Below are 13,955 nucleotides of genomic sequence, written 5' to 3' on the forward strand. Positions count from 1 at the left end.
ATTATGAATAATAATTCAAAAAGGCATTTTATTATCATGGTGCATTTTAGAAATCCTTATATAGAAGTGGCAGGAAGCGAAAGAGTAATTATATCGCAGGAAAGAAATATGCGTGCCAAAGGAGTAGAAACGATAATACTTTTTCCTATACAGAAGCAGATTTTGGAATGTCAGATTTATGGATGGGGAATAATTCATAATGCTAAACTTGTTTCAGTGACGACTGTTCGCGGTGTTATTAGGTATTTAAATAATATCAATGACGGAAATATATGTGATGGTTTGATAATTCATAATTTCCATGGAATCAATTTAGAGGATCTTGAAATGATTCTCAATGGGTTCAGCAGAATTATTATATTCGTTAATGATTTTTCATCTTGCTGTACTCAATTTAATCTTTGTTTTAATGATGATTATTATTGCGGAAATGCAGCAATTTATCAGGAAAAATGTAATGAATGTGTATATTATGATTCTGGAAAGCAATTGCAAAAAAAAGTTAAAAAGATGCTTTCAAATAATAAACAATTTATGGTCGTTGCACCGTCTGAAAGTGCCGCAAATATTTGGCATACAGCATATACATCGTTTGATATAAGAAGTATTAAAGTAGTACCTCTGCAGAAAGTCAACGAAAAAAAAAGATTAGTTGCTGGTGACGGAGCGTATTTGGATACAATACGAGTTGCGTACGTAGGAAATCCTCAAAAAATCAAAGGATGGAATGAGTGGATAAAACTGGTTGATTCGCTTCACGATATGGGTAAAGATTCAAATTATGAATTTTATCACCTTGGCAACTGCAATGTTGAGAGGAAATATATAAAACATATTCCGGTATCAATTAAGCGTGATGGTAATGAAGCAATGATAAAAGCTCTCAAAGAAAATAAAATAAACGTTGCATTGCTATTTTCGGGGTGGCCAGAAACATACAGCTATGTTTATTATGAGTGTTTGGCTGCAGATGTCTTTGTTGTGACAAGCAGTATAAGTGGGAATATTTGTAATCAAGTTTTGACAAATCGAAACGGAATAGTTTTGAATCCTGATTATAAAAGTCTATATTACTTCTTTAGTGATTACCCAAAAGTTGCAGATAGTCTAAAGAAATATTATATGTCTCAACGAGAAATACCGATGCTTTATGCTGATAATGATGAATATTTGGAATTGTTATCGGAATCCCCCTTTAATTCAACGTTCTCACGAGAGGACAGTATGGCAGAAATACTATCCTCTAAGCTGGCAAAATATCTATATTTTGCTAAACACTTTAGTGATTTGGCAAAGAAAAAGAGGGAGGACAAATGAAAAAGTATAAATTGGGGATTACATATAATGTCTTTAATGGAGAAGAGTTATTGAGGCAGTCAATACTAAGTATAAAGGACTGCGTAGATTATATCACTGTTGTTTGGCAGAGATTTTCATGGACAGGAAATCCAACTTCTTCTGATTTAGAAATAATACTTAGAGAACTTGTTCAGGATAAAATTATCGATAATTTAATTGAATTTAAGTTTGATGTTCTAGACGCGCCAAAGAATATTAGAAAATTACATCGCGATAAGGTAAACCTTGGAATCAAGGACTTGATTAAAGCTAATTGTACTCATTTTATGCTTATGGATTCAGATGAGTTCTATCGCAAAGATGAGTTTATTGCTGCTAAAGAATTCATCTATAAAAATAAGATTACTCATAGTGTCTGCTCTATTTATGATTATAGGGTGTCTCCAATATACAGAGAAATTGATGCGAGAGATTATTGTGTAGGTTTTATCTTTAGACTCCATTTTTTCACTCGTGTTATAGCCATTGGTAGGGTGAATAATATGCCTGTAAAGGTTGATCCATTTAGGGTTGTTCCATTTGTCCCCCTAATACATAAGTTCTATTATATGAATATGGTAAGTATGAGACACATGACAGGTATACGCAAAGATTATAGTAATAAACTAAAAAACTCCGAATCGAACTATAGTGAAAACGGTAGAATAGCGATAAAGAAATACGGATTGTTACAAAAAAAATTGGAGGGGCTAAATGAGGAAGACTTGCTAGAGCAAGGATATATAAAAGTAAAAGATGAATTTGGCCTAATAAAGGATTGGAACTTAAAGTGAGGATTATAAAAGCATATAAAAATAGCCCAACTCCTATTAAAGCAACATTTTGGTTTACGTTATGTGCATTTTTACAGAAAGCTTTTTCGATGGTTACTGTTCCAATATTTACCAGACTGATGACGACGGAACAGTATGGAGAGTTCTCTGTTTTTAATTCCGTCTTTGGAGTACTTGTTATAATTGCAACGATGAAAGTAGATGCAGTTCTTGCAACGAGAGGGCTTAGCAAATTCAAGGAAAGGCAGAATCTGTATATTTCAAACATACAGTGTATAAGCACTGTATGTGCTTTTTTTACGCTTGGAATTTATATAATTTTTAGGAAGAGCATAAATGCTGCTGTTGAGCTTAACACTATGGAGATGCTTGGCATGATGGGGCTCATTTTTGTGACTCCAGCATTTGACATTTGGTCGGCTAAAAAAAGATACGAGTATTCATACAAAAGTATAGCGTTATTAACAATAGTTTATTTATTAGTAAATACTATTGTAAGCATAATAGCTGTGGTTACTGCAACGAATAAAGGCGAAGCTAGAATAATGGCGCATTGTTTAGTTTCTTTCGTAATTTATGGCTTTTTATTTTTCAAAAATATGAGATTCTTTAGATATGATAGTCCTATGGTTAAGTATGCAGTAATGTTCAATTTACCATTGATACCGCAGGGATTAGCAAATCATATTTTAAATAAAAGTGATGTATTTATGATCCAGCACTATTTGGGACAATCTCAAGCAGGTGTTTATAGTTTGGGGTATAGTATTGCTATGATAGTGGTAATACTTACTACTAGCGTAAATAATGCATTTGTCCCATGGTTATATAAAAAATTGGATAATATGGAGTTGAAAAGAACAAAAGAAGTGTTTAATTGCATGGTTATGATTGTTTATAGCGGCGTAATTGGTGTGATGCTGATTGCCCCTGAAGTGGTAAAACTATTTGCACCGCCCAGTTATAGTGATGCAGTGTATATTGTTGCACCTGCGGTAGCAGGAATTGCATTCATGTTTATATATACATTTTTTGTTCAAATAGAAATGTATTATGAAAAGACAGTGGCAATAATGCTGGGTTCTTTTTGTGTGGCATTTTTAAATATTCTTCTTAATGCATTATTTATCCCTAAATATGGTTCTGTCGCAGCGGCTTATACAACGTTAGTATCATATGGATGTTATGCAGTAGTACATTTCTTTTTGGCATATAAACTTTGTAAGGAAAGAGTGAGAATTACAGAAATATATGATATTAAGAGGTTGATTGAATTATCAGTTATTCTTATTTTTATGGTAATTGTATCTCCTGCAATTTACCCGATTCTATTGATAAGAGTATTTCTTTTAGCAATGATAATTGTTTTTGGGGGAGTGATGATAAAACAATATATTGGTATTATAAAAACTTGAAAGGCTTAAGAATGAAGGTTCTAAATGATGTATTACTAAGCATGTATACTACCATCAAAATAGGTGGGAGAGTTAACGAAATGTATTTTCCTGAAAATGTTGAAGAGCTAATACAACTAATTAAAGAAGGAAAAGCAAAATATTGTATTGGCGGTGGATCCAATATTCTGGCATCTGATAGAACATTTGAAACGGTTATATCATTAAGTGAATTCAATAAAAAAATCGAGGATTTAGGTGCGGGGTGCTATAAAGTCGGCGCTTCGGTTAGGCTTCAAGAATTGATTAGGACGATCAATAAAGCAGGATATGGTGGAATAGAATATCTTATTTCTGTTCCGGGATTCGTTGGGGGAGCGACTGTAATGAATGCAGGAGGCAGTGCAGAGGAAGGAAACTCGATAAGTGATTTTATCCTATCTGTTGAGTGCATAAGAGATGGGGTGCTTAAAGATTTATCTAAAGAAGATTGTGACTTCTCTCATAGAAATTCAGTTTTTAAGAACAAAAAGAATTACATAGTAACTGCTGTTACATTTCATTTTAGAAAGCAAATGGAAAATCAGTCGTTGATGCTGCGAGAAAAAAGATTAGAATATTGCCGCCTGTATCAAGATAATTCAGCTGCTAATTTTGGAAGTGTGTTTAGCTGTTGCAATATGAGAATTATGAAAATAATAAAGGTTTTGCAGCTTGTAAAAAAAAGAGTCCATTTTTCATATAAGACCGAAAATTGGCTATGTAATGAAGGCGGAGGAACATTTAAAGAGGCAGAAAAGCTAATAAGGAGAGCTAGACTTTTACATAGGGCATTATTAAAACCTTGTTGTTTGGAGGTTATTATTTGGAAGTAACACATATAAAAAGTATCCCACAGATATGGCAGAGGGAAAAGATTTGAGGTCAGATAACATGCGCGATACAATCCAATCTAGTCAATGCCATTTAGTAAAAATTTAGTATCAGGGACTGTGAGTTAAGATTAGTGATAAAATGGTCAGTGAAATATGAAAATAACCGCATTCCATTACATGAGGACTTCAAAAACTATGCATTTCACCTATAACGACATCCTTACAAGATGGAAAGAAAAGAAAATAGATTCTACCGCTGACCTTGATGTAATGCTTGGCAATTTCAGGGTTTTATTTGCTTACAATTCTAATAGGATTGAGGGTTCGGAGCTGACTATCCATCAAACAAGAGAGATATTTGAGAATGGTAAAGTAATCGGTTATACCGGTGATCTTCGGGCGCTGTTTGAGGCTGAGAATCAAAGAGTTTGTTATGAGTATTTGAAGGACAAGATTGTTTCGAAAGAGATAATTTCAGAAAAACTGATACTGAGTATTCAAGAGAAACTCTGTCATGGTTGCTATGACGAAAGCAGATGGCAAAAGGGTGAAAGACCCGGGACCTACAAGAAGAATTATTATGGAGTTGGATTATCTGTGGGAGTTTTGCCTGAGGATGTTCCAGAAGAAGTGCGTTATATATGCGATGAGTTTAATGATCAGAAGCTTGATAATCCTGAGAAAATTCTGAAGGCAGCTGCGTGGTTTCATTGTAGTTTTGAGAGGATACATGCTTTTGCTGATGGAAACGGACGAGTTGGAAGGACTCTTCTTAACTACATCCTTATGATTAATAATCTTCCGCCTGTAATTATATTTGATGAAGATAAGGAAACATATTATATGGCATTGGAGGTTTTTGATCATACAGATAAAATTGATGGATTTGTGCAGTTTTTAAAGGAACAGTCTGTGAAGACCTGGACGAGGAGAAATCTAAGAGGGGAGGAATTTATCTGCATTTAGAAACGTGTAATGTTTCCCGTTTTGAAACAGTTAAACTCAAATAAATCGAGTGTGATTACATATGAAAATTCAGGATCTAAGAAGAAAATTAAGTGATGCCAGCAGAGAGGATTTGGAGAAAATAGCAGCAGAATTATATAAGCAGATTCTTAAGAAAAAGGGGTAGAATATAGTCCCAAGGAATTCTTTAAAGGAAACATATGAGGAGTTAAAAAATAATTTGGGAGAGAGAAAAAACTAATGAAATTTATTTTTGAAATAGATCTCATCGGGGGAGCTTACTTTGTTGATGGGGTAAAGAGAACAATTGAAATTGGCGGATCTTCAACACTTGATGACCTCTGCATAGCGATACTTAATTCTATTAATTTTGACGATGATCACCTCTATGATTTTGATATAAATGGTGTGATATATGAAAAAATGAAGTCGGAGTTTGGGAGTGGAAAGAAAACAAATGTGAAGATTTATTCAACAGGAATAAAGAAGGGATCTGTTTTCAGGCTTAATTATGACTATGGTGATGACTGGATTTTTCGTATAAAGGTAAAGGATGAAATTGATGAAAAAGGGTTTATTCCTGCAAAAGTCATAGACAGTAAAGGGGAAGTAGAGCAGTACCCTGATGAAGACTGGTATGAAGAGGATTATGAAGAGGATTATGCAGAGGGTAGTTTTTATGATGAATACTATAGAATAATCGATTGTGATGAAAATGGGGATTATCCTGCGGGGGAAAGAGAAGAGGCTACCTTAGAGGAATGGAAGCAGTTATATGAACTGGCTGCAGAATTTAAAAAGAAAAAGCCATGGACATATCTTATGAACTCGGATGTTGTCGAGGTTCGATTCGATGAGGAAGTTTTCGGAGATTTCATCATTCTTGGTAATGGCGGGATGGAGTATGGTTTTTCGCTATATCTTGGAGATGAAGGTTATAAGCAGATGCGAAAAATGGTTCTGACGGATCACTATAAGCTGGATGATTCTCATTTGATGCTGGATCAAAACAGCATAAATATGTGGCTCGACAATAAAGATGAAGTGCCGCCGGAACAGGAAGAGTTAATAAAGAACCTGGGGCTTAAGTTTAGAGGGAAGAATTCCTATATCTATTTTGAAAAGTATTCAGCAGGTTTTGCACCATATATCCTTGATGGAAAAGAAGTCAGAATCTGTACGGAGTTTTTGAGACTTTTATTGGAAACACTTGATAAGTGTAAGGAAAACATAAACGAAATCAGGGATAATTTTACTATTTTTTCATATGAGCTTAAGGGTGCGGAGTTTGAATTCGGAGTAAAGAAGTTGCCTGAAAAGGAACAACTTTTTAGTACGCCGCTTTTGGTGTTGGATAACAATACCAAAAAAATGAAGAAGTCAAAAAAGAATAATGAGACATGGGAGCTGGATATGCAGCCAATGGGTAGTTTTGTAGAAGATGAAAACTATTCGAAAATGTTGATGCCCGCGACCATTATGCTTGCATCAAGGAAGAATGAGCAGATTATAGCGCATTCCATAGTTGAGCCTCATTTGATAAAGGAAGAGGAAGCTTGTAGCCTTTTGGCTAATGCAGTAATGAATTATGGGAAACCCAAAACACTTGTAGTGAAGGATTACATGATTTTGTCTATGGTAGCCGATGTGTGTAAGGTATGTGGCATTGAGCTTGCGGTAGGGGAGACCGGAGTAGTTGATGAGTCCTATGAGTATGTAAACGACCCGGAAAATGATAAGGATGTCCAGAAAATGTTGGACGTACTGGGAATAGACATGGAGGAGGCTATTGCTGCTGCATCAAAATCCAAAGATGATTTTATGGAATATACAAACCAAAAGCTTGCTGATTATTTAATGCAGGGTGAGTTTGGTCCATTATCATTAAAAGAGGAAAAGCTGACTACTCAAAAGCAGAAAATTCAAAGAGTTTTGGATGCATTCGGTGAGGGCGAATATGACGAGGATACTCTTGAAGAGATTGGCGTAGTAATTACCTCTGAATGGGCAGATAGAACCAAAGACGTAGTATCTACATGTAGTAAGAAGACTCTTGAGAATATGGTGGAAACATTGGGCCTTCTGGTGAATAGCGGTGCGAAGAAAGAAACACTGGTGGACATTATTACGGACAGGTTTATACGTAAACCTCAGGAGATGGCTACATTTGTGAATGATAAAGAGAAGAAACTGCTTAAGACTTGTCTGCAACTTATAAAAAATGATGACTGTGAATTTCCTGATGAGTGCTCCTTTACTTCGGAAACAGTAATAGGGCTGATTGAAAAGGGCATGCTTGATGTTAAATGGAGAACCAGTAAGTATGAGATTCAGCTTGTGCTGTGTCCTTTAAAAGCAATGGAAAAGATCATAAGGAAATAGAGTAACATGAAATACCAATCCATCACCCCGGCAATTTTCATATCCCGTCCCAACAGGTTCATTGCGAAAGTAAATCTTAATGGCGATGAACTTTCTGTTCATGTGAAGAACACCGGAAGGTGCAAGGAGCTTCTGATTCCCGGGTGCAAGGTTTTCCTTGAGAAAGCATCCAATCCGGAGAGGAAGACGCCGTATGATCTGGTGGCAGTGGAGAAGAACGGCAGAATCATCAATATTGATTCCCAGGCACCAAATGCAGTGGTGAAGGAGTGGCTTCTTAAGAATAATAAGTATGACCTTGTGAAGCCGGAATTCAAATTCGGTGACTCACGGATCGATTTTTATATGGAAAAAGATGGCGAAAAGTATTTGATGGAAGTCAAAGGCTGCACACTTTTCGTAGATGGTATTGGATATTTTCCGGATGCACCTACAGAGCGTGGAGCAAAGCACCTTAGGGAGCTTGCCGCTTCAGTAGCAAAAGGCTATAATGCTGCGGTTGCGTTTGTGATCCAGGGCGAGGGCATACATGAAGTAAGACCCAACACAGCGACAGACCCTGAGTTTGCAAAGGCGTTTGATGAAGCCATAGCAGCAGGAGTCAGGGTGCTGTTTTATACCTGCAAAATTTCAGAAGATGGAATCGAGATTGCAGGCTGTGAATTTTTGCAGGCTTAAATTTACCGAAGCATTTTCATTTTATTATCTTGTACTTTTTCTTAAAGCACCTTATTGTATAGTAATAAAGGTGCTTTTTTTATGTTATGGAGGTCAGTTTTGAATCGGGGAAAAAATCTAATAATTAACAAATTTCTAATTCTATTTCTTTCAGTTTCAATTTTTTGTAATTATAATATCAGTGCTCAAGCAGCAGGCACGACGACTTATCAGGTAACAGGTAACTACCTTCAAACGTCAGCCAGGAATATGCTTGCTACGATTAATCAGCTTCGCACAAGCGGTAATGCCTGGGAGTATGATGAGAATAACAATAAGGTTAATATTGGTGTGAGGAGTGCACTTCAATATGACTACACTCTTGAGAAAATTGCCATGCAGAGAGCCATGGAGATTTCGGTGAGGTATGGACATGAGAGACCTGATGGCACTCTTTGCAGTACTGCTTACCCTGCAGGACTTAATTCTTGGTGGGGTGAGAATATTCTGTGCGGATCATATGACATCGATACCTTGGAGGCCTTCAATATGTGGCTTGAAGAGAACGAGGATTATGACGGACAGGGACACCGCAGGAATATGCTGAGCAGTAATTTTGCAGCTATTGGAATTGGGCATGTTGAACGTGATGGCTGCCATTTCTGGGTTCAGGAGTTTTTGGGAAAAACTACAACTGCTGCAGCAACCGCTGCTCTTGATGGGCCTTCTACTGTTCCGGTGGAAGTAGACAATTCATACATAAGATTATTTATTTCTGACGAAGAGGGCTATAACAGAATAAATCTGACCTTTGGCGATTCCTATGATCTTTCCGGAATTAAGGAGTGCATAACAGCTGCAGTAACATCAATTGAGCCGCCGATAGTTAAAATACCTGCTTCAGCGGTTACATCATCGGATACTTCTATAGCTTCCATATCAGGTAATAGACTCGTAGCAAATAATGTGGGAACAACTACGCTGTCAGCTACATCCTCACTTGGAACGACCGCCAGCATAACGGTCAGGGTATCAGCTCGTTCATTATTTGGTGCTTCTATGACTTTTGATAGGACTTCATATCAGTATACAGGAAACCCTATCGTTCCGGTTATCACTCTTACCTGTGATGGAAGAACTTTGACTGAAGGAGTTGACTATACCGTTGCATTGAGTAATAACACAAGTGTTGGATACGGAATGGCTACTATCACGGGAATAGGCAACTATAGAGGCACTATGTCACGGTCATTTACTATTTCCAGAAATTCAAGCAGCGGAAATCAGAATGGTAATAATTCTGATGGTGTCGATAGTTCCTCCGGGCTTGACGAGATTCAGGATGATGACGATACCGTCGTTATAAATCATATTGGTTATACTATTAAGGGACAGAATGCAGAGGTAATTGGCTGCACCACCAATATTACATCTTATACGGCACCCAAATATATCACAGTTTCCGGCAAAAAATATAAGGTAACTTCAATTGGAAAATATGCATTTGCCGGTCTTTGCAGTTTAAAAAAGCTTGATCTGTCAAAATCCGAGATAACTAAAATTGGGGCGAACGCTTTTTACAGATGCTTTAATCTTCAGACAGTAAAACTTAACGCATCAAAGCAGAAAACAATTGGCAAAAATGCATTCAAAGATGCTGCGTACTACGGAAAATGTATCATCAAAGCGAAGAATAAGAGCGCATATAATAAGCTGGTCAAGAAATTAAAGAAGGCCGGCATGAAGTACACTAATTTTAAAAAGAAGTAATAGGAACAAAACAAATGAACTGGACCGACTATTTTGACAGTACAATCCTTAGCAGGGGGCATGACTACTATGAGCTTGGTAAGGTAAAGGGACTCACACAGACTGAAGATGGATGCATGGCGAGAGTACTTGGTACTCATGTTTATAACGTTCACATAATAGGGCTTAAGGCGGGATATCTTACATTTTATTGTGATTGCAAGTTTGCGAAAAAGGGTTATAACTGCAAGCATGAAGCAGCTGTTATGTTCCAGTGGGAGGAAGAAAACTCATCGCTTCTCGTAGAGGGAGAAGAGTTCGAATCTGACAAGGGGCAGACCTTTTTCAATGTGAGGAAGGTGATTGAAAACAGCAGGATAAGCTATGATACCCTTGAGAAGGGTCGCGAGCTGGTAAGGCTAGGGCAGGTAAAAATTACGGATTCGGATTTTTACTATCTTGGCAGATATAACTCCAATAAGGGTGAGCTCGCGATTACTTTTAATGGTGAGTACACGGATAAGAAGGGGAATGTATCTGATTTAGAAATTACGTTTAACAGAAGCACTATCATAAATTCTTCATGTACACACATGCACAAGAGACTAAGTCACTATGGATATTATTCTCCAATGTATGATGAAATCTGTGAGCACAGGGCTGCGCTTCTTTTTCTTGCTGATAAATATATTGCCAAGTACAATCCCGGTGATGATACGGATATAGTTGGTAGCAGAATTCTAAGCGGATATAAGAGAATCACCAGTGCCCAGAAAATTGAAGAGACGATAAGTCGTAACCCGGTGATCAGGCTTTTGCCAAGACTTCATCTGTCATATATGGACGAGCTTGAGCTTTCCTTCAAAATTGGAATAGAGAAGCTATTCGTGTTGAAAAGTCTTAGCGAGCTTATAGAGGCCAAGGAGTCCTATGGAAGCATGAAGTTTGGTAAGAGCACGATACTTTCATTTATGGACAATGATTTTGACGAAAAGTCGATGCAGTACTATTCAATCGTTGATGCCGCCAGGAAGGAAGAGGAATATTATCACGACAGGTACTATGGCAAAAATAATTATTGGGGAAATGATGTTGACCTTGGGGATAAGTTAGACCTTTCAGACGAAATTTTGGACAAGTTCTATGATGCTGCTTTTGGTGAGACTTTTGAGGTTAATGGATACTACAAAGAAGACGCCCCAAAGTTAACACGGCTGAAAATCGGAAAAAGTAAAGTGGCTGCAAATGTGTTTATAAGTCCTACAAATGATGACGATGGTCACTTTAGCGGCTTATACATAGAGGCTGAGCTTCCGGTTATGTATCATGGCAAGGAACATCTGTATTCTATTGATGAGTCCAAGGGTGTGCTGACAAGGCTTGAGAGTATTTCTCCTATGATGGAGCTACTTCTTGATAATGCGTTTGATGGCAGAGCTGAGTTCACTATTGGCAAGAAGAGAGTTGCAGAGTTTTACTATAGGATTCTGCCTCAGATGATGGAATGCAGTGATATAAATGTTATTGAGCCGGAGGACGGAAGCATTGCAGAGTCTATGCCTCCTGAATGCGAGCTTTCATTCTATATGGATGCCGAGGAGGATATTATCACAGGAAGAATCCTTGCCAAATACGGTGAAAATGAACTTTTTCTCCATAAGCTTCGTGATGAAGATTACCCACTTCCCGATTCAAGGGATATAAATTTTGAGCAGCTGGCAGTTCAGACGGTTATGAACTATCTCCCTAATGAGAGCGAAAGCGGTGAGACCTTTTACTGTGAAAAAGATGGTGAGAACACATTTAATCTGTTAAATGATGGCCTTAAGGATTTCATGGCACTTGGTGAGATAAGAGCCAGCAAGGATTTTGAGAGGCTTAAGATCCGCAAAGCGCCTTCTGTGAGGCTTGGCATTTCTGTTGAGAGCGGCATAATGAATCTGGATGTTTCGACAGATGATATGTCTGAGGATGAGCTTCTTGATCTTCTCGAGAGCTATCGTAAAAAGAAAAAGTTTTTCAGATTAAAGAGTGGCGAATTCATAAGGTTGGAGCAGGATGATGCTCTTGAGGAACTCATTGCAACCATGCAGGCCATGGGAGTATCCGCCAGGGAGTTTACGAAGGGTAAGCTTCACTTACCGCTTTATAGGGCTATTTATGTAAATAAGCTTCTTGAAGAGCATGATGAGATAGCTGCTGACAGAGATAAGAATTTCAAGAATCTTGTCAGGAACTTTAACACCATAAAGGATGCTGATGTAGAGGCTCCGGGCAGCCTTGAAAGAGTTCTTAGAGGATATCAGAAGTATGGCTTTAAGTGGCTTACCATGATTTCTGAGCTTGGCTTTGGAGGAATACTTGCTGATGATATGGGACTTGGAAAAACGCTTCAGGTTATAGCAATGCTTCAGTATAGGAAGGAGCAGGCTGAAGCTGAGAAGGCAGATAATATCACGTCGCTTATCGTGTGCCCCGCATCGCTTGTATACAACTGGGAGGAAGAGTTCAAGCGCTTTGCTCCTTCAATTGATGTTAAGACAGTAACGGGAACGCAGGCTGAGAGAAAGAAGCTCCTTTCAAGTAAGAAAAGGCCGGAAGTCCTTGTTACATCCTACGATCTTTTGAAAAGAGATATTGGATTATACGAAGACCTTGAATTCGATTACGAGATAATTGATGAAGCGCAGTATATAAAAAATGCGCAGGCAGCAGCATCTAAATCTGTAAAGGTTATAAAGAGCAGACACAGATTTGCTCTGACAGGAACACCTATTGAAAATCGCCTCAGTGAGCTCTGGAGTATTTTTGATTATCTGATGCCTGGATTTTTATATACATATGACAGATTCAGAGATGATTTTGAGACAGCCATTACCAAGTATAAGGATGAGGACGCCACAAAGCAGCTAAAGAACATGGTTGGTCCATTCATTCTAAGGCGCCTAAAGGGCGACGTACTAAAGGATCTTCCCGAGAAGATAGAGGAGATTCGTTTTTCAAAGTTTGATACTAAGCAGCGAAAGCTCTACGATGCGCAGGTTACGCATATGAAGAAGCTTCTTGAAAGCGAGGACTACAAATCCGGAAAGGACAAGCTAAAGGTTCTTGCTGAGCTCACGAGAATTAGGCAGATATGCTGCGATCCGGAGCTTATAACTGCAGGATACGAGGGTGAGTCGGCCAAGAGAAGCTCATGTCTTGAGCTGGTACAAAGTGCAATTGACGGAGGACATAAGGTTCTTCTGTTTTCACAGTTCACATCAATGCTGGAGCTTTTGGAAAAGGACTTAAAGCAGAATCATATCGAGTATTACAAGATAACCGGTCAGACCTCCAAGGAAGAGCGAATAAAACTTGTGCACAGCTTTAACGAAAATGAGGTTCCGTTATTTTTGATATCACTTAAGGCAGGCGGAACAGGACTTAATCTCACAGGCGCGGATGTTGTCATTCACTATGATCCCTGGTGGAATCTTGCAGCGCAGAATCAGGCCACAGACAGAGCGCACAGGATAGGACAGACCAGGAACGTGTCGGTTTTCAAGCTCATAGTGAAGGATACTATTGAGGAAAAAATAGTAGAGATGCAAAATGCAAAAAAGGACCTGGCTGATGCCATTCTTTCAGGTGATAACGAATCCATCACAAATATGACGAAGGAGCAGCTGCTGGAGCTTTTGGGATAAAGACTGTTTTCTCATATTTTGCGGATTCATAAGTCAAATTTATAGATATTTAATATCATTTTTTATCATAATATCGTATTATTTTAAGTATAAGAAAGCGTTTAGGAAGGT

The 13,955-nt window shown here is 38.0% G+C and carries 9 protein-coding genes; all 9 read left to right on the forward strand.

Features of this window, described 5'->3' with window-relative positions; translation table 11 throughout:
* The first annotated feature begins 3 nt into the window (after window positions 1-3).
* On the forward strand, window positions 4-1,317 hold the full coding sequence (locus tag G586_RS0102245) for a glycosyltransferase family 1 protein (protein WP_026526385.1): 1,314 nt from the start codon (window positions 4-6) through the stop codon (window positions 1,315-1,317).
* Window positions 1,314-2,132, forward strand: a complete 819-nt coding sequence (locus G586_RS0102250; RefSeq protein ID WP_026526386.1) for a hypothetical protein — start codon at window positions 1,314-1,316, stop codon at window positions 2,130-2,132. The genes G586_RS0102245 and G586_RS0102250 overlap by 4 nt, the downstream gene beginning before the upstream one ends.
* Window positions 2,117-3,547, forward strand: coding sequence for a lipopolysaccharide biosynthesis protein (locus G586_RS0102255; RefSeq protein ID WP_081674120.1), 1,431 nt, complete (start codon window positions 2,117-2,119; stop codon window positions 3,545-3,547). The genes G586_RS0102250 and G586_RS0102255 overlap by 16 nt, the downstream gene beginning before the upstream one ends.
* Window positions 3,544-4,401, forward strand: a complete 858-nt coding sequence (locus G586_RS0102260) for an FAD-binding protein (protein ID WP_155834006.1) — start codon at window positions 3,544-3,546, stop codon at window positions 4,399-4,401. Before G586_RS0102255 ends, G586_RS0102260 begins: the two co-directional genes overlap by 4 nt.
* A gap of 177 nt (window positions 4,402-4,578) precedes the next feature.
* Entirely contained in the window at window positions 4,579-5,367 is a 789-nt protein-coding gene (locus tag G586_RS0102265; RefSeq protein WP_196811531.1) for a Fic family protein, read from the forward strand.
* Window positions 5,368-5,607: 240 nt separating this feature from the next.
* Complete coding sequence (locus G586_RS0102275) at window positions 5,608-7,749, forward strand: DUF7309 domain-containing protein (RefSeq protein WP_026526390.1); 2,142 nt, start codon at window positions 5,608-5,610, stop codon at window positions 7,747-7,749.
* Between the two features lie 6 nt (window positions 7,750-7,755).
* Window positions 7,756-8,427, forward strand: coding sequence for a DNA/RNA nuclease SfsA (sfsA, locus tag G586_RS0102280; protein WP_026526391.1), 672 nt, complete (start codon window positions 7,756-7,758; stop codon window positions 8,425-8,427).
* A 99-nt stretch (window positions 8,428-8,526) separates the two neighbouring features.
* Window positions 8,527-10,176, forward strand: coding sequence for a leucine-rich repeat protein (locus tag G586_RS0102285; protein WP_026526392.1), 1,650 nt, complete (start codon window positions 8,527-8,529; stop codon window positions 10,174-10,176).
* A 14-nt stretch (window positions 10,177-10,190) separates the two neighbouring features.
* Window positions 10,191-13,844, forward strand: coding sequence for an SNF2-related protein (locus tag G586_RS21485; RefSeq protein ID WP_051204423.1), 3,654 nt, complete (start codon window positions 10,191-10,193; stop codon window positions 13,842-13,844).
* The last annotated feature ends 111 nt before the right edge of the window (window positions 13,845-13,955 follow it).

It is taken from the genome of Butyrivibrio sp. VCD2006, assembly GCF_000423925.1.
GTDB lineage: Bacteria > Bacillota > Clostridia > Lachnospirales > Lachnospiraceae > Butyrivibrio.